This is a genomic window from Actinomycetospora lemnae (assembly GCF_028737315.1).
Classification (GTDB): domain Bacteria; phylum Actinomycetota; class Actinomycetes; order Mycobacteriales; family Pseudonocardiaceae; genus Actinomycetospora; species Actinomycetospora lemnae.
In genome coordinates this window covers 438,090-454,183 of the sequence record NZ_JAQZAO010000003.1, presented here as the reverse complement: position 1 = coordinate 454,183, position 16,094 = coordinate 438,090, and the positions used below count along the sequence as shown (strand labels likewise).

Annotated in this window: 17 protein-coding genes; 4 read left to right on the top strand and 13 right to left on the bottom strand. The window is 70.6% G+C overall.

The window, feature by feature from the left end:
• Positions 1-75 precede the first annotated feature (75 nt).
• From PGB27_RS09145 to PGB27_RS09100, 10 genes are all read right to left on the bottom strand, one after another.
• Positions 76-939 carry a hypothetical protein gene (locus PGB27_RS09145; RefSeq protein ID WP_274200055.1) on the bottom strand — a complete coding sequence of 288 codons (864 nt, stop codon included), beginning with the start codon at positions 937-939 and terminating at the stop codon, positions 76-78.
• Between the two features lie 5 nt (positions 940-944).
• Positions 945-1,301, bottom strand: a complete 357-nt coding sequence (locus PGB27_RS09140; RefSeq protein ID WP_274200054.1) for a hypothetical protein — start codon at positions 1,299-1,301, stop codon at positions 945-947.
• A complete protein-coding gene (locus PGB27_RS09135) occupies positions 1,298-2,023 on the bottom strand; it encodes a hypothetical protein (RefSeq protein ID WP_274200053.1) in 726 nt (241 codons plus the stop codon). Before PGB27_RS09135 ends, PGB27_RS09140 begins: the two co-directional genes overlap by 4 nt.
• Positions 2,020-3,447 carry a hypothetical protein gene (locus PGB27_RS09130; RefSeq protein ID WP_274200052.1) on the bottom strand — a complete coding sequence of 476 codons (1,428 nt, stop codon included), beginning with the start codon at positions 3,445-3,447 and terminating at the stop codon, positions 2,020-2,022. The genes PGB27_RS09135 and PGB27_RS09130 overlap by 4 nt, the downstream gene beginning before the upstream one ends.
• Positions 3,448-3,604: 157 nt before the next feature.
• Positions 3,605-5,041: a type IV secretory system conjugative DNA transfer family protein gene (locus PGB27_RS09125; RefSeq protein WP_274200051.1), complete on the bottom strand. Its 1,437-nt coding sequence runs from the start codon at positions 5,039-5,041 to the stop codon at positions 3,605-3,607.
• An 82-nt stretch (positions 5,042-5,123) separates the two neighbouring features.
• Positions 5,124-5,471 carry a hypothetical protein gene (locus PGB27_RS09120; protein ID WP_274200050.1) on the bottom strand — a complete coding sequence of 116 codons (348 nt, stop codon included), beginning with the start codon at positions 5,469-5,471 and terminating at the stop codon, positions 5,124-5,126.
• On the bottom strand, positions 5,458-6,003 hold the full coding sequence (locus PGB27_RS09115) for a hypothetical protein (protein ID WP_274200049.1): 546 nt from the start codon (positions 6,001-6,003) through the stop codon (positions 5,458-5,460). Before PGB27_RS09115 ends, PGB27_RS09120 begins: the two co-directional genes overlap by 14 nt.
• Positions 6,000-6,422, bottom strand: a complete 423-nt coding sequence (locus tag PGB27_RS09110) for a WhiB family transcriptional regulator (RefSeq protein ID WP_274200048.1) — start codon at positions 6,420-6,422, stop codon at positions 6,000-6,002. Before PGB27_RS09110 ends, PGB27_RS09115 begins: the two co-directional genes overlap by 4 nt.
• Positions 6,419-6,658 carry a hypothetical protein gene (locus tag PGB27_RS09105; protein ID WP_116709536.1) on the bottom strand — a complete coding sequence of 80 codons (240 nt, stop codon included), beginning with the start codon at positions 6,656-6,658 and terminating at the stop codon, positions 6,419-6,421. The genes PGB27_RS09110 and PGB27_RS09105 overlap by 4 nt, the downstream gene beginning before the upstream one ends.
• Positions 6,658-6,942: a hypothetical protein gene (locus tag PGB27_RS09100; protein WP_274200047.1), complete on the bottom strand. Its 285-nt coding sequence runs from the start codon at positions 6,940-6,942 to the stop codon at positions 6,658-6,660. The genes PGB27_RS09105 and PGB27_RS09100 overlap by 1 nt, the downstream gene beginning before the upstream one ends.
• A 198-nt stretch (positions 6,943-7,140) precedes the next feature.
• On the opposite strand from PGB27_RS09100, the gene PGB27_RS09095 reads away from it, so the two are divergent.
• The 4 genes from PGB27_RS09095 (at position 7,141) to PGB27_RS09080 (ending at position 9,961) form a co-directional block, all read left to right on the top strand.
• Positions 7,141-8,205: a hypothetical protein gene (locus PGB27_RS09095; protein WP_274200046.1), complete on the top strand. Its 1,065-nt coding sequence runs from the start codon at positions 7,141-7,143 to the stop codon at positions 8,203-8,205.
• Positions 8,206-8,374: 169 nt separating this feature from the next.
• Positions 8,375-9,340 (top strand): hypothetical protein, encoded by a 966-nt coding sequence (locus tag PGB27_RS09090; protein ID WP_274200045.1) that lies wholly within the window; start codon positions 8,375-8,377, stop codon positions 9,338-9,340.
• The gene (locus PGB27_RS09085; protein WP_274200044.1) at positions 9,279-9,746 is read left to right on the top strand and encodes a gamma-glutamylcyclotransferase family protein; all 468 of its coding nucleotides are present in this window, start codon (positions 9,279-9,281) and stop codon (positions 9,744-9,746) included. Before PGB27_RS09090 ends, PGB27_RS09085 begins: the two co-directional genes overlap by 62 nt.
• 77 nt (positions 9,747-9,823) lie before the next feature.
• Complete coding sequence (locus tag PGB27_RS09080; RefSeq protein WP_274200043.1) at positions 9,824-9,961, top strand: hypothetical protein; 138 nt, start codon at positions 9,824-9,826, stop codon at positions 9,959-9,961.
• A 43-nt stretch (positions 9,962-10,004) separates the two neighbouring features.
• On the opposite strand, the gene PGB27_RS09075 is transcribed toward PGB27_RS09080, so the two are convergent.
• The 3 genes from PGB27_RS09075 to PGB27_RS09065 all read right to left on the bottom strand — a co-directional run bounded on the left by PGB27_RS09075 (position 10,005) and on the right by PGB27_RS09065 (position 16,045).
• Complete coding sequence (locus tag PGB27_RS09075; RefSeq protein WP_274200042.1) at positions 10,005-10,949, bottom strand: hypothetical protein; 945 nt, start codon at positions 10,947-10,949, stop codon at positions 10,005-10,007.
• Between the two features lie 831 nt (positions 10,950-11,780).
• Positions 11,781-13,103: an IS110 family RNA-guided transposase gene (locus tag PGB27_RS09070; RefSeq protein ID WP_274200041.1), complete on the bottom strand. Its 1,323-nt coding sequence runs from the start codon at positions 13,101-13,103 to the stop codon at positions 11,781-11,783.
• Positions 13,104-14,044: 941 nt separating this feature from the next.
• The gene (locus tag PGB27_RS09065; protein WP_274200040.1) at positions 14,045-16,045 is read right to left on the bottom strand and encodes a pentapeptide repeat-containing protein; all 2,001 of its coding nucleotides are present in this window, start codon (positions 16,043-16,045) and stop codon (positions 14,045-14,047) included.
• Positions 16,046-16,094: the final 49 nt, after the last annotated feature.

Here is a 16,094-nt window from a genome sequence, read left to right as displayed (position 1 = left end):
GTCCTGTCTCTTGTTCTTGTCCTGGTTCGTGGTTCTGGTCGGTGCTGCTGGTCGTGGTGATCGGCGCATCGGTGGTCATGGGTGGGCCTCGTCGGTGGTGTCGGGGTCGGTGGTGTTGATCAGGTGCAGGGGCATCGGTCGGTCCCGGAGCGCTTTCAGCGCGGCGGCGGCGGTGCCGCGGGAGACGCCGGCGGCGGTCTCGAGCTCGCTGACCGTCGGCCAGGCGCCGTGGCGCTGGGCGTGCCGCGACGCGGCCGCCTCGGCCCGGTCGCGCGCCGGTGACGGCGCCGCGCGGGGCGTCGAGGCGCTCGCAGCACCGCCGCCGGCGCCCTCCGGCTCGGCGTCCTCGGCCTCCGCGTCTCCTGGCGGCTGAACGGCGCCGGGGAGCGCGTCGGGTTGTACGAGAGGCGGAGTGAACGGGGGCCGGCGAACGCCGTGGTGCTGAACGGACGCCACGTCGAACGCCGGGTCCCGCGACGGCCGGGGCTGAACGGCGTGATCGGGGTCCGCGGTCGCGAGCAGGTAGAGCAGGTGTGCGACGACCGCGGCCGCGATCGCCGGCCATGCGCCCACCCCGAACCGCAGCGCCGGCGCCACCTCCACGGTGGGCCCGCCGGCGAGGTAGGCGGCCTGGGCGAGCCCAGAGAGCCCGGCCGCCGTGACGACGACCGACCACGCGTACCGGGCCGCGCCGTCGCGCAAACGGGCGGTGGCGCTGTAGGCCACCAGCGCGAGCCCGTCGGTGATCAGTGGGTAGAGCCACGCGATCCCGGTCGGCACCCGCGCCGCTACGGCGACCTCGAACAATCCGTGAGCGGTGGCGATGGCCGCGCCGAGTGCGACCGCCAGACCCGGGAGCCAGAGCAGCGCGCCCCTCGCGCCCGCTCGGGGCACCTGGTTGTCGACGTTGCCCGCAGGGTCGGTCTGATTCTCGGCCACCGCGATCACTCCGCGTCGGCGTCGCCGGCAGCGTGCGCGGCGTCGCGGTCGTCGCCGTGCCAGCGGGTGAGTTGCTCGCGGCGGGCCTGGTCCTGGAGGGCGCCGTCCTGATGCGCGGCCCCGCGGTTCGTGTCCCGGACCGCGGTGGGCCGCCTTGCGGGGTCGCGCGCTGCCTCGCGGTCGAGCTCGGCGACCGCGGCGCGGAGGTCGTCGAGGGAGCCGCAGAAGCAGTGGAACTGGTCGGGCGCGATCGCGTTCATGTGCGCGAAGTAGATGTCGCTGAGGCGGTCCCACTCGGCGCGCTCGGCGGCTTCGCGTGCGCGCTGCTCCGCGCGACTCTCGGACTGGTCGGTAGCGGTCATCGCGACCATCCCTCGCGGCCGCCTGTACCGTTCATGGCCGTGCTGATGCCGGCCCCGTTCGGCCGGTTGGTGTCCTCGGCCGCTGGCTCCGGGGGCGCGTCATCCCGGGCGGCGGCCCACCACCAGGCGATCGATGTCGCCGCGTCGGCTCCGGGGACCGGCGTGGCGCCGAGGGGGGCGCTGTTCCACCCGGGGCGGGTCTGGTGCCGTTCCCGCGAGCACGACGCAACCGAGGTCTTGAGCCGACGCACGACCCCGGGGCGCTGGCGGTCGTGCCAGTCCCCGGCCAGTTGGACCGACGCGCCCCGGCCCTCGTAGGCCGCGCGCCAGGCGTGCATGAGCCAGAGCAGCTCCTCGACGACGTCGGGGTGCCAGAGCCAGCACTCGGGCAGCACCGCGGCCCCGTCGGGGTAGCGCAGGAAGACTGCGTACAGCCATTGGCACAGCTCGTCGAGCAACGCCGCGAGGGCTTCGGAGTCGGTCGGCGCGGCCAGCCACGAGGGCGCCACGGTCGGGCCGGGCCGGGCGGGCGCGGCGGCGACGGCGTCGGCGAGCTGGGCGACTGTGCGGGCCAGGTCATCGACCCGGGTCGGCGTCCCGACGAGCGCCTCCAGGCCGCGACGCAGCCCGTCCACCTCACGGGCGAGGCCGGCGAGGGCCTCGACCCGGGCGAACTCGTCACCGTCGGTACCGCCGCGCTGTCCCGGTGGGCGGCGGGTCACCGGGGCCACCCCGGCTCGCCGTCACCGTCGCACCGCGTGTCCAGCTGCACGTCAGTGGCGCGGTGATCGTCGTCGTGCCAGCGGAGCAGCTGTTCGCGGCGCTCACCCTCGACGCTCGCTTCCCGGGCGGCGATCGTGGCCCGCAGGCCCTCGACGCGCTGGCGCAACCGCTCGGGGTCGTCAGGTTGGGCCGTGTCGTCCGCGGTGACGGGGTCATCAGCACCGGCAGCCTTGGTCACCGCACCGGTCGACGACCCGCCGCTCCTGCTGTCGTCGGAGCCTCCCTCGTCGGCAAGGTGCTCGCGAACGCGGCGGTCCTCGCCGTGCGAGTCCTGCACCGATCCACGGTCCGGCTCGTCCCGGCCGAGGCGAGGTAGGTCGTCGAGAGCGTCGCGCTCGGGCAGCGGGGCGAGCTCGGCGAGGGCCTCGAGCCGCTGGTACTCCGCCCACGCGTACGGGTCGTGGTCGTGGGCCCAGTCGGAGTGGACCGCCCGCTCGCGGGCGTCTTCCAGGGCGTCGTCGACTTCGGTGCTCGGCGGCAGCGACCAGCCCGGCGCGGCCGGGGTGTTCTCCTCGAGCCACGCGGTGCGCGCCGCGGCTTCGCCGTCAGAGGCGGGCTCGCGCCAGTCCGGGTCGCCGTAGTCCGCGGCCGGGTTGAACGGCGAGGTCTCTCTGGGGCGGCTGTCGAGGTAGGCCTCGTGCTCGTCCGCGGTCCACCGCGCTGGCTGAACCTGTGTGTCGGTGTGGGCCTGCTCGACGAGCGTCGCGCGCTCCTCGGTGGTCAGCGGGCGGACCCCGCCGGGCGCGCTCGGGTCGACCAGGACGAACCCGTCGCGCTCGGCGATCGCGGAGGAGGCCTCCCAGTCGACTGCGCCCAGGTCCTTCGCAGCGGGTCGTCCGTCGAGGCGGACGACCTGGCCGGTGTCGGTGTCGGTGTAGACGTCGGTGTCCGGGTCGTAGCCTGCGACATCCAGCCCCGCGGCCTGGGCCAGGCTCTGCGCCCGGTCTGCGCGCTCCCCCACCATCAGCTCGCTGCCAGCACCGCGGCCGGCCGCGAGGCCATGGGCGGGTTCGCTGTGGGGCAGCGCGGTGTCGAGCTGCTGGCGCCAAGTGGCGGCCTCGATGGCGAGGGCGTGGTCGTAGTCCTCACGGACCAGACCGATGTAGCCGGCGACCTGCGCCGGGACGCTGATCGCGGGCAGTCCGGCGGCGCGTCGCTCGGCCTCGTCCCACGCGGCGTCGAGGTCGCGCAGCGCCGCGGCCTGGGCGGCGGGGCTGCCGGTGTGGGCGATCTCGTCGCAGTACGCAGCCCGGGCGATCAGCTCCCGGTCGGTGAGCTGCTCGGGTGGCAGGGTCGGGTCCGGCGCCGGCCATGCGGGGTCGGCCTCGACGGTGCGGGTGTGGTCGTGGGTGGGCTCGCTCATCAAGGACTCCTGTACGAGTGCGGCGTGCTCGACGCGGTCGAGGTCGTGCTGGGCTCGTCCGCGTCGAGCGGTAGCGGTCGTGGTCGAACTCGGGGCTGCCGTCAACGCGGCTGCCTCCGCGCGCTCGACCTGCTCGGCGGCGGCAGGTCGGGAGTGGTCAGCGCAACCACGTCCGGTCGCGGTAGTCGTGGTCGTGATCGCCGAGCACGGGCGGGGCGACGGGCTCGACATCGATCACCAACGCCGGCCCGTCCTGCGATCGCGCAGGAGGCGGCGAGCTGGTGGTCCGCCGGCAGGCGTTCACCAGCCAGGGCCACCTGGCGCCGGTGCCGGCGGACCGGCTGCCCCGCGGGGCGGCGACCCGGCGCCGCAGGGCGGCGAGTCCGACGTCTGCCCACGCGCGGGCTCGCTGCCACCGGCCACGCCACCCGATCAGGACTTGTTGGCGCTGGGCGCGGACGTCGGGGCGGGTCCAGGCCATGCGGGCCCGCCCGATCACCGGAGCGATCCCGCGGCGGTAGACCACGACCTTCCCCGCCGGGAGGTTCGCGATCTGCGCCGGCGCGAGCACCGGCACCTTTCGCACCGTTCGAGAGGCGACTCGCCCGCGCATGTCGGTGGTGGTGATCCGCTCGTCGCGCTCCCCGGCCAGGGTCGACCAGAAGTGCAGGTCGGCCTGATCACGGGTGCCGCCGAACAGCAACACGGAGCCGGTGTTGTTCAAGATCGTGGCGGTCTTGTGCTCCCCGTACCGGGCGAGGAGCTGGGCGCGGGACTGGAACGGGGCGATGATCGTGACCCCGCGCCCGCCCATGTCCGCGGTCCAGTTCTCCAACGGCACCGGACTGATCAGCGCCGCCTCGTCCAACGCCAGCAGCAGCGGCGGGTCCAACCGCCCCGACGGCTTGGCGACGGCGAGCCGCCGGGCCTCGCGGGCAATGTGCCCGGTCAGCGCGCACACCAGCGGCCCGGTGTCGGCCTCCTCCGCACCGAGCAGGAACACCGTCGCCCGCCCGGCGAGCAGTGCCTCGACGTCGAAGGGCTGATCCGTGGGCGCCGCGGCGGCCGCGGCGTCGGGATGATTGAGCCACCCCAGCGCCGGCATGATCGAGTTGGTGATCGAGGTCCGGGTCCGGTCGTTGGTCTCGACGAACTGCTCCGCGGCCTTCTCGAACGACTCCACCTGCGACCGGCGCAGCAACGCCGGCACCTCACGCGAGGCACGAGCGTTGTCCGCGACCCACCCGAGCACGTCGCGCATCGACCCGCCCCCGAGCGCCGCGGCATGCAGCAGCGCCGCCAGCACCCGGCGGGCCTGGGCGTCCCACCGCTCCGCGTCCCCGTGGGTGGCCCGAGAGGTCGCGGAGACCATGTCCGTGGCGCGCTCCATCGCGGTCACCGGGTCGGTGCAGCCGGTCAACGGGTCGAAGCTGATCGTCGAGCGCAACCCGCCCAGCCCGACCGGGTTGAACACGAACACCGGCCCCCGGGACTTCTGCCGGATCGGGGCGCACAGCTCCAGCAGATCGGTCCGAGTGGACGTCACCACCGCCGCGCCCGGGGCGTCGAGGACCCGGCCGGCCAGCCAGCGCACACCATCGCCGGCCGGATCGCCCCGCGCGTCAACGACACCGCTGTCGCCGCCACCAGCAGCACCAAGATCACGAATGTGCCCATCACCGTGACCACCCGCCGTGGCCGGACGGGACGCGATCAGCCCCGTCGGCGAGCCAGTAGCCACCGTCGCGATGGCCGAGCTGGAAACGCACGCCGTCGCCGAGCATCCGCCGTGCCCAGCCTTGGGCCGCCTCGTCGGTCATCACCTCGTCGGTGCGGCCGACCAGCACCGCGTCGACGAACAGCGCCCACGTCACCGGCCCGCCGGCCGGGACCTCCCCCAACGGCAGCCCGAGCACCGTGGCCGCGACATCGGCACGGACCAGCTCCGTGCCCAGCAGCAGCGGCGCGGTCTGCCCCAGGGCTGTACTGGGCGCCGACGTCCTGCGACCTCTACTCCTCGACATCGGACCCTCCCTCCGTCTCGCGGCGCCACGCCTGCAGGGCGGCGGTCCGCCGGGCGCAGCCATCGACGTGGCCGGTCTCGCAGGCGTCCGGGTGTGAGGCGAACGGGCCGGTGTCACGCACACGCCCTCGGCAGGTCGTGCACGTCCACACCGCCGACCAAGGGCAGCCGGGCTCGCGGGACGGCGCGGGCGGGCGGTGCTCGACCAGCCACTCCCACGCCGCCTCAGCGCGCGTCCCGCCCTCGAGGGCGGCGGGCAGCTCCAACGCCTCGCCGACGTCGTCCCAGGTACGACCGGCACCCCGGGCGCGCAGCGCCCACTCCCGCAGCTGGCCCGCGGCGACGTCGGACACCAGGCGCCCCGCGCGCACCCCGGCCAGCGGGTCGTCCAGCGCCGGACGTGAGAGCTCGTGGAACCCCTCGATGGGCTCCCGGTGCTCGATCGCGTCGAACGCGGTCACCGCCACTCCGCGCACGAGTTCGCGGGTCCTCCACGCCGCCTGCTCACGCCGGCTCACCTCGAGCGCGCTCATCCGGCACCTCCCTCGGCTCCGGTCTGCTGATCACGGCGCAGTCGGGACGCCCAGCGCTCGACGGTCCGTACGCTCACGCCGAACAACCGCGCCACCTCGGGATGCGGCCGGCCGGCCTCGAGGAGCGCGCGCCACCGCGGAGCGCCCAGGCCGGTCGCGGGGCGCAGGTGGCGGCGTTCCTGCTCGGTCAGTCCGCCGGCGATCCCGTACGGCATGCGACGCAGCGCTTCGGCGAGACAGCTCGACCGCACGGGACAGCGACGACAGACTGCCTTGGCCGCCATGACCTGGGCCTGGTAGGCCGGGCCCAGCGACGCCACGGGGAAGAAGAGCTCAGGATCCTCGCCGCGACAGGCCGCCCAGGCTCGCCAGTTCTCGCGCGCTGCGCCCGCATCGGTGCCGGGCGTGAAGGGGTTCATCGCGGCCCTCCCTCGGCATCGGCGTCCTGCGTGCCCGAGAGGGCCGGGGTGGTGGCCTGGTCGACCGTCGACATGAGCGTGGAGATCGCTCCGGGCAGGCTCTGTCCGGCGGGAGTGCCGATGAAGAGCACCAGGGCGACCAGCGAGAACACGACGGCGCCGGCGGCGGAGCGGGTCTTGGCGCAGATGAAGGCGCCGAGGATCGCGAAGAGGATCAGAAGGCCGACGCTGGGCATCACGCGCCTCCCAGCATCTGGTTGTCGGGGTGCGCCATCGCGGACGCGGCGTCGGACCCGGCCGCCCACGCCTCGGCGATAGCCCGGTTCACGTACCAGCGGTTACCGATACGACGGGCCGGGAGGACGTGAGGGATGAGCCGCCGAATGCGTTGGCAATTCGTGCTGGCCGAACCGTTCTTCCCCACCTCACCGAACCAGAGCCGCGCCACCTCCTCCACGGTGATGAGTAGTCCGCTGTCGCCGCGCTCGATGACCTCGGGCGCTTTCTTGCGCTCTTCCATGTCCGCTCCCGCTCTCACGTCCCTCGTGCTGCGGCCCTGACGGCCACCACCCGTTGACGTGCTGAACGGTGCTGTGACGAGGCGTCGCGTTGCGACGCCTCAGATGTCGCATCTCTGCCGCGAGCGTCTCCCGACGTTGCGTCCGTGTCTCGTTTCGTCGTACAATTGACGCTTCCGGGAACGAGTTGGGGAGTCGGAATGGCCGATCCCGTTGTCCTGCGCGACCTCCTTCGCGAGAAGCACTGGCAGAAGTACCAGACGTTTCTTCGTGAGTACGACAAAGCCGCGGCGAGCATCGACAGCTCGTTGGTGGGTACGGCGCCGAGTCGTGCGCAGCTGCACCGTTGGCAGTGCGGTGAGCTGAAGGGCCTGCCGCATCCTCAGCACTGCGAGGTCCTCGAGGCGATGTTCCCGGGCCGCAAGGCGGCCGAGATGTTCGTCCCCGCTCAGCGCAGTGCCGCGCCCAGCACGGCCGACCTCGCGGCCGCTGTCGGGGACGGCCTCGAGGGCGTGGCCCCGGTTCCTTCGGCGTGGTCGACGCCCAGCCGTCCCGTGCCCGAGTCCTCCGGCCCGCTGCCGGTCAACACGCTTCGAGGTCCCGCCCACGACCAGGCCGAATCCCTGGCGAGAGCGCTCCAGCTCCTGGGCAGGCGTCGGCGCATCCCCGACGAGGAGATCGCGGAGCTGGCACTCCTCGCCGGCCACCTGGTCGACCTAGAGATGGAGTGCACCATCGACATCGAGCCCGACGGGTGGTCCTCGGTCACCTACCGGTTCGAGCTCCTCAACCTGACGAACGCACCGGTCAAGCGCCTCCTCCGGGAGCAGTGGTTCGAGAACACCGACGGAGTCCGCATCGAACCGCATCCCGACGGTGAGCGACGGGTCTCGATCCAACGGCTGCACGACATCGGCAACATGACGAAGTTCGCCTGCGTGCTCTCGCCACCGATCGAACCGGGCGATATCGGAACCGTGTCATATACCTCCCGCGGCGGGCGCTTCGTCCACGATCACTATTGGCAACAGTCCACTCCCCGAAACACTCGACACCTCACGCTGACGATTCGCCACCGTGGAGTGGAGATGTTGGTGGGCTGCACCGCGGTCGAAGATCAACCCGATGGCGCGCAGGTCTCCGCGATCGACGACCTCTTCTGCGTCGAGGATGACGAGGGCGCACTCATCACGTTGACCCGCGATTATCTCCAGCCCGGCCAATCAGTGACGATTCGATGGGAGGTCGCGCGTGGAGGATCGTGACTGCTTGGAACGGCTCGTTCGCGGGTGGCACGACCTCGAGAAGAAGGCCGGCTCGAGCGCGGTCATCGACTTCGACTGCGCGCCCGACGTCGTCGGGGACGACGTCCAGGACAGATTCGACGTCCTCGACCGGTTCGTCGCGTTGCGATCCGGAGGCCACGGGGACGACGTGGGTGCCGTGCTGGACGCCCACATCGCCTACCTTCGAGCGCTGCTCGGTGAACGCCTTGACTTGGCCGAGTACATCGAGCTCACTCAGGGCGCGCCCACCACAGGCTGGGCGCCCGCCTACGTCGCCGAGGTCGGCGAGCAAGCGCGCCGCGCTCTCGCGGACGTCGACGTCGCATGGGACGACCAGACGCGCACTGCTTTCGACGCCTTGAGCCCCACCGTGCCGGCGGAGGACGCCGGCGACGTGATCCGCGATTACGCGCGCGAGTACGAGGCGCAGGTCAGGAGCCTGACGGGAGCGGAGACCACCTTCGAGCTCGACGTGGAGACGGTGGAGGTCGACGCGTACTGGTCCTACTGGCTGGACGGCGAGGGCCGACGAGCTCGGCTGCGGATCAACCGGCGCAACGCGTCCTTCACCCAGGTCGACGCCTACCGCTTCGCGCTCCACGAGGTGCTGGGGCACGCGCTGCAGTACGCCAACCTCACCGACGTCTCCGAGCACACGGAAACGCCCTGGCCCCGGCAGCTCGCGATCCACTGTCCGCACCAGGTCCTCTTCGAGGGCCTGGCGCAGGTCCTTCCTCTCGCGGCGAGCCCGGACGACCCCCTCGTGCGGGCGCGGACCCGGCTCGACCACTACGTGCAGCTCGTCAACGCCGAGCTCCACCTCATGGTCAACGCCGGCGCCAGCGCGTCGGCCTGCCGTGACCACGCGCTGTCGAGGTTGCCGTTCTGGCGACCGGCCGACGTCGCATCCGCCCTTCGCGACCGGTCGCTCGATCCCCAGCTGCGCTCCTACCTCTGGGCGTACCCGGCCGGCATCGACTGGTTCCTCAACGTGCACGATCACGGCGGTAGCCTCCTCGCGGAGGTTCTGCATGCCGGTTACCAGCGACCGCTTGTCCCGCGCGAGCTCGAGCAGCTCTGGCCCGCCGGACCGCGGATCGGCGGGAACGCCTGACCTGTTCGTCTACGGCACGCTCGCACTCGACGACGTGGTGCGGACGTTGATCGACCGTGTTCCGGCGAGCGAGCAGACGAGCGCTCCCGGGTGGCGGGCGGCGCGGCTGCCGGACCTGCCGTACCCGGGTCTCGTCCGCGATTCTGAGGCCGAAGCGACAGGTCGGGTGTACACCGACCTCAGCGAGACCGAGTGGAGCGTCCTCGACGCCTTCGAAGACCCGACGTACTCCGTCGAAGTCGTGCGCCTGAGGTCGGGACGGTCGAGCCTTGCCTACGTCTGGCCCGACGAGGTGCTGGCCGACAGCTGGACGACGGGCTCGCTCGAGGGCGCCGACATGCAGGCCTACCTCGAGCGTTGCTCCCGTTGGCGCGCCGGCTGGGAGACCCGCAGCGGAAGTGGCTGAGCGCCGCCTCACCCGCTCGCGTGACATGCCGGTGTCGTCTCCCCGTCGATGTCGGTGGTGCTTCCTACCGTTCTTCCGTGCCGGAGGACTCGCCGCAGGGAGAAGACGCCCGCCCGCTCACCGTGCTCGAGCGGCTCGTGCGAGCTGGCATCGAGGAGGAGCGGCGCGCACCTGGATCCACTCGGGTGGTGCTCGCGTCGACGGCGAGCCCGTGACTGATGTCGACTACCCGGCCGAGCCTCCCCGCCGCGTCGTCCTCTACCCCGCGTGACTCCTGAAGTCCTGTCGCTCTCCGCGCGGCTCAGCGGTCCGTGCTGACGCGAGCTGTTCGAGGAAGCAGTCGAGACCGACGCGGCCGTAGAGGTCCATGGCGTCCTCTCCGGGCTCGCCGACGAGCACGCGGGCGTGGGGCAGGGCGGCGACGAGGCGGTCGAGGCAGGCGAGCCCGGGGTCGTCATGGTCGGGGACGATGACGACGTCGGTGCCCTCGAGGACCCTCGTGAGGGTCTCGATGGGCGGGCTGCCGGCACCCCCGGCCCAGGTGGTCGCATAGACGCCGTGCAGGGCGTCGCAGGAGGACTCGCTCTCGCAGAGCACGACACTCTCGCCGGCGGCCGCGGCCATGCGGACCTCGTCCTCACGGTAGAGGGGCAGATCGACCTCACGCGTGCCGAGCAGGCCCGGGACCCACTCCCCTCGCGCGTTCCGCGACTCCCACCGCATGGTCTTGGAGCCGTCGGCTCGGCGCAGCCGTTGCTTCGCGTGGTCGGGGCCGTAGAGGTGCCAGGCCTCGTGGCGGTAGCCGGCCGTCTCGCGGTGGGCAGCGGCCCTGAGCTCCGGCCATTCCCGGCGCAGCCCGCGGAGGCGGACATAGCGGCTGGGGGTGATGCGAGGCGGCCGCTGCAGGTGGTTGGGGCGCAACCCGAGAGCGCGCAGGACAGCGCTGATCGAACAACCGGCGTGACAGTGGAGCCAGGCGCCCCGATCGTCGTCGCGACGGCCGATCGCCAGGGCGGCGGAGTGCAGCCCGGTGTGTCCGTGCGCGGGGCACTGCCACTTGCGGCCGGCACGGCGACAACCCATGGCCGCGAGCACCTCACCGAGCCAGTGTTCGGGCGAGGGCGTCGGCGCGCCGGGACTGCTGCGTCGGCTGGGGACCCGCGTTGTCGGGCTCGACGTGGTGCGGACCTCGGTGTCGGTCATGACGTTCTCCTCGGGCTTGTCGGGAGGGTTCCCTGTCGAGCGGTCTCGACGCGCGTACGTGGAGTTGGGGCTCGGGGCGATGGGTGGAGGCGTGCTGTCTGCCTCCACCGCCCGAAGGGCGCCGAGCGGGCCGTCGAGGCTCGCGGTCAAGGGCCAGCCGGAGGCTGGTCGCGCAGCGACGCGTAGCGCCCTTGATCAACGTAAGAAGTCGAACGCAAGTGTTGATCTCGCGAAGCGGTGCCTCGTCGGGCTCGGTGCCCATCGGGTGAAGGCGTTCTGTGCCTTCGCCCCGGGGGCGCCGCGTCCGTCCGTGGAGGCTCACCAGCAAGGGTCGATGAGCAGAAGATCTCTCGGGCCGCGCTCGCCGAGTGACGGAGTCGGCCCGCAGGGCCGTCGATGTGGCGCGGCCCGAAGATGTTCTGCGGCCCTTGCTGGTGAGGGGCGGGCGGATCAAGCTTCCGGGCCCGACAAAGAAGTCAGTGCCGCCGCAGGCGGCTCGATCGTCGGTCTCGGCCGCGCGGCCGTGAGCAGCCCTCGGCAAGCCGCGAGCACCGCTCAGACCTGGTGGATGACTCGCCGGCCTGCTCGTCCCTGCATAGCAAGAAGCGGGGTCCCGGCCGGTGTTTCGGCTGCTCAGGCCCCGACAGCGCATAATCGGGCTTCAGTGAGACAGGCGGGCGAGCTGCTCATGATCAAGGGCGAGGTCCCTGCTCGGGCCTCCCTGGGAGAGTGGAGCTTGCACACCGGGCGGACCGGCCTGCCGGCCGGCCCGCGGTCTGAGGAGCCGCCTTGCGACTCGGGTAGGGCCTCGAGGTCGGCGGAGTCAGTGGGTCAGGCGGCGCTGATCACCTTCTCCGGGGGCGCGCCGACGCAAGCGCCCGCAGCGACGGCGACGGGCTGAGGTCGCCGGCCGGCGGCGACGTCGGGGTCCCAGGGGACGCGGCGCACGACCACGACGTGCAGCCAGCGCAGCAGCGTCGCCGCGCAGGCCGCGCGGGCCTGCATCCCGGCCAGACGGTTGTGCTCGCGGGTGGTCAGGTGCTCATGACGCGCGCGCAGCACCGGGTTGGCGTGCTGGGCGCCCCACGTGGCCCGCCACGCCGCCGTGCGCAGCTCGGGTCGCCCGCGCCCGGAGAGTCGGGAGTGACCGCGGTGCTCGCCGCTGGAGTCCTCGCGCGGGCAGAGCCCGGCGTGCTTGACCAGCGCCCGCGGGGTGGGGAACCGCGCCGGGTTCCCGCACTCGGCCAGCACCGCCGCCGCCCCGAGCACCGACACTCCCGGGATCGAGCCGACCAGCTCGGTGAGCTCGAGCTCGTCGAGCACCCCCAGCATCCGCGTCTCGACCTCGGTGCGTCGGGCGTGGACCTCGCGCCAGTCGGCGATCACGAACCCGGCCCGCTCCAACGTCCCGCGCCGATGAGCGACCAGCCCGACGGCATCATCGGTCGCGGCGAAGACGGCCTCCACGATGCGCCGACACGACCGCGTCGAACCCCACGCCGATAGCTCGTGACCCACCGCCGCGACGAACCGCGCCTGGCCCATCCGCCGCACCGCGGACAGGTCGCCGTCGCCGGCGCGAGCGAGGACCACCGCGATCGCCGCGCACCACGACGCGGACTCCAACGGGCGCTTCGCCGCCTCCAGCGCCGCGGGCCACACGCACTCGAGCAGGTCACGCAGCTGCTGGCCACACGCGGTGGACTCGGTGAGCAGCCGGCGCCGGCGGGCGCCGAGCTGGCGCAGCCGCGACCAGGTGCCGTCACTGGTCTCGGGCTCGTAGCAGCGCAGCTGGGTGGTCAACCGAGCGATCAGCATCGCGTCCTTCGGGTCGGACTTGTCCCAGGTCAGGTCCTCGCCCTCCCGGGCCCGCCACACCAGCAGGCTCTGCACACACACCATGTTCAGGCCGCGCTCCGCGGCGAGCTTCTCGAGTACCTGCCAGCGGTGCCCGGTGGCCTCGCACGCCACCGTCACCGACGAGAAGCCCGCGGCCTGGGCCTGCTCAACCGCCCAGTCGAGCACCGGGCCGAGCTCCCAGGCCCGGCACACCGCGCGGCGTCGGGCCAGCACCCGCGAGTCGTGGTCGGTCAGCGCCGCTGCCTGCTTGCGGTCGGCGAGGTCGATGCCCAGCACCGCGTTCGTCGCCGGCACGAGCGCCCGCAGCCGGTCCAGGCGCTTGTTCCGATTCCGATCACCCCGCGAAAGACCGCTAGCGTTCGGCACGGACGTCCCCCTCGATGCGTGGGAAGCCAATCCCGATCACCGCATCAGGGGGACGTCCCCCAGCCCCCGCCCGACGCGCCGTTCCTGCAGGTCTGGGGCACTTACTACCGGGAGAGCGGCCCGATCAAGCTCGCCGGGGCACACCAGACCGCGCCGCGCAGCGGCGTCGATCTCGCGCCGCAGGCCCACTGCCGCGCGGCCCCGGGCGCGCATCGGGCGCGTCGAGCCATCGCTCCGCTGAGGCTGAGAGCTACGCCGATTTCACCATCAGGTCGCGTTCGGATGTCGAATCCAGAACTCTCAACTTAGGGGAGCTTCACGCCGACACACCACTCAGGCGCCCCGGGGCCAGTCCTTCGCCACCCGACGTGTAGGTAAGCGCTGGCGGTTGCATGGCGACCACCTCCAGCGGGACCATGCGTCGGCGAGTCCGGCCCTAACGCGGCCTGGGCGGGCGCTTCGCGAGAGACCTTGCACCTGTCGGCTCACGGTCTAGAACCGTCTCCGCCGGTGGCGGGAGCGCGGGGTGCTGACGCCGAGGCGGGAGCGGTCGGCCTACGCCTGCAGTTCCTCCTCAGCGCGCTCGTCCTCCAACTCGCCCGCGGGACCGATCCTCGTGCGCTTTGCGGAATGGACCGACTGGAAACCCCTCGGTCGTCGAGGTCGTCGAGGTCGCGTACAAAGCTGCACTCACTGCGCAAGCCAGCGGTCAATTGGCCACGGCAGACCTGCTTCGCGACCTGAGACAGCGAGGGCTGATCCTGGCGAACGCCACTCCGGCTCAGGTAGGAGCCGTGGAGGACCGCCTCCCCGCCCAGATACGGGCACGGATCGCGCTCGAGCAGCCCGAACCCTCCAGGGTTCGTCATCTATCTCTTTGTTCGTCCTCGTACAGCAAGCGCACCGAGGCCTAAGAGGAGCGGGCCGAGTAGCCGCAGCAGCATGTCCAGAACCGTCCCAGTCCCAACGGTGATTATCGACGGATTTCCCGGTAATCGCAGTAGGGCGAGACTCTCTCGCACGGAGAATTCCAGGGATTCAGCAAACGATATCTGCCCCCGCTCGCCAGTCCTTTCCACCCCCGGAGCGTAGGCGATCTCCCCCGTCTCGACATTGACTGAGGAGATACGATCAGGAGTCGGAGCCAGCCTGGCAAAGGCTTGGTTCGTAAATAGAACCGCGCACACTACGATAAGGACAGCGTACGCCAAAATTGCCCGAGATGCTCTCAGTCCGTAACCAGATATCACCCAGTAAGCTGCTAGCAGCCAGCGCTCGGATCTCGATGGGACCTGCTCGACTCCATCGTTCTCAAGCCTAGAGCTGGAGTGGCGCCCACGAGGTCGTCGCGCGGACAATCGTCGCATCTCCATCTCCCCATAGTAGAAGTCAGCCGCTTCTGGCTCATCCTTCGAATCCTCCAAGCTCTTTCGCAAATTCCGGTAGATTCCAGCCACCTGAGTAGGCTGAAGGACACGGCGGTGAGTTTGCGGCCAACGTCCCAGGCTACGGAAGTAACCTTCCGGCGCACCCGCTACAGGTACATCGATCTTTGGGTTCGGCCAACGCCGCGTATGTGTTGAGCGCCAGTGCGCTTCCTCAGATAGAACCCGTCGCTGGGAGTAGGGGGACACGGACCAGCGACCAATCGTCCAGACTGGCGGCCGCCCAAACGAGCACGAACTATCCAAACGAATCTCGTCCAGCCCGTGCACTCCAAAGAAGGCACAATTGGACAGATCAATCCCCTCGAGAACGAGATCACTCACTAGAGCGCCACTCAAGGAGAAGACCTGATTCTTCGGGCTCGAGCGCTCTCCAAACTTCTTTGCTAGCTCCACGCGCAACTCGTGACGCAACTCGGGATCGCGCATCGGCCCGGCCTCCCGAAACTCGGACCACCTACCTGGCGCTCGCTCTCCTGCGGCGACGATACTCGGCTTGAGGAACTGAGCATCTGCGAGCCGGAGCTCGTCCGACCTGACAACTAAATGGATACCCTCCTTGGCCTGAAGGCTATTCGCCACGAGCATGGAGGCTGCAAGCTCCAGCCGGCATCTCGAATGAAAAGTAGCTCCAGTCAGACTGATATGTTCTGCTACCCAAGGCCCAACCGTCGACGCGTAGAACTGCGCGTCGTCGAACCGAAAGCCATACCACACACCCGCCTCCACGTTGGTGAAGGTGCCGGCCAAGGCATCTACGAAGCGGGCTGGGCCCGAAAACGAACAGGAGGTGAAATCCGCACCTCTTGCAAAGGTGGAGCTTGCGAACACTGAGGCGCCAATCACAGTGCTTCTACAAAAATAAAAGCCTCGTTCGAACACCGCCCTCGAGAAGTCGACGCTGTGGAAAGAGGCGTCTCGGAAGTCTGCTTGGCCTTTGAAAGTTGCGCCTTTGAAGACACATGGTTGCACAAAGGTCGCATACCGAAAAGACACGTCTTGGTGAAACTCAGTCAGCGTTAGATCGACCGCCCTCGTGAAACGCGACCCATCGAATTCAACTCTGCCAAGGCTGTTTGACGGAGCTGTAACGAGGCCGTCGACACGACAGGATTCTAGTCGAATTTTCGCGCCGGGCGGCCGCCTCGAACCGAGCAGGCTGAGTTCGCCCTGGATTACTGCACCCTTGAGATATATCTCGGCAACTGGCGGGAGATCGAGGTAGTACCCGCCCAACATCGCCTCAAGAATTGAGGCCCTCACGACGCGGTCCTCGCCCCACCCGTCCATCTCGACGACATTGATGGTATCGTCCTGGGACCACCACAGAGCACGAGCCTCGTCCCCTGATCTCACCGAATTTCGAGCAAGATCGACCAACTGCACCTCGGCTGGAGATCGGGGCTCAAACTCATCATCTTCCATGACTGTCTCCGCACCTCCGACGTCCCACACTGTGCGGGCCCCCGTGCCC

Coding starts and splice junctions, on each gene's coding strand:
- PGB27_RS09120 (WP_274200050.1), bottom strand. CDS start 5,471: ATGTCGAGGAGTAGAGGTCGCAGGACGTCGGCGCCCAGTACAGCCCTG.
- PGB27_RS09065 (WP_274200040.1), bottom strand. CDS start 16,045: ATGGAAGATGATGAGTTTGAGCCCCGATCTCCAGCCGAGGTGCAGTTG.
- PGB27_RS09140 (WP_274200054.1), bottom strand. CDS start 1,301: ATGACCGCTACCGACCAGTCCGAGAGTCGCGCGGAGCAGCGCGCACGC.
- PGB27_RS09130 (WP_274200052.1), bottom strand. CDS start 3,447: ATGAGCGAGCCCACCCACGACCACACCCGCACCGTCGAGGCCGACCCC.
- PGB27_RS09105 (WP_116709536.1), bottom strand. CDS start 6,658: ATGCCCAGCGTCGGCCTTCTGATCCTCTTCGCGATCCTCGGCGCCTTC.
- PGB27_RS09110 (WP_274200048.1), bottom strand. CDS start 6,422: ATGAACCCCTTCACGCCCGGCACCGATGCGGGCGCAGCGCGCGAGAAC.
- PGB27_RS09100 (WP_274200047.1), bottom strand. CDS start 6,942: ATGGAAGAGCGCAAGAAAGCGCCCGAGGTCATCGAGCGCGGCGACAGC.
- PGB27_RS09115 (WP_274200049.1), bottom strand. CDS start 6,003: ATGAGCGCGCTCGAGGTGAGCCGGCGTGAGCAGGCGGCGTGGAGGACC.
- PGB27_RS09075 (WP_274200042.1), bottom strand. CDS start 10,949: ATGACCGACACCGAGGTCCGCACCACGTCGAGCCCGACAACGCGGGTC.
- PGB27_RS09095 (WP_274200046.1), top strand. CDS start 7,141: ATGGCCGATCCCGTTGTCCTGCGCGACCTCCTTCGCGAGAAGCACTGG.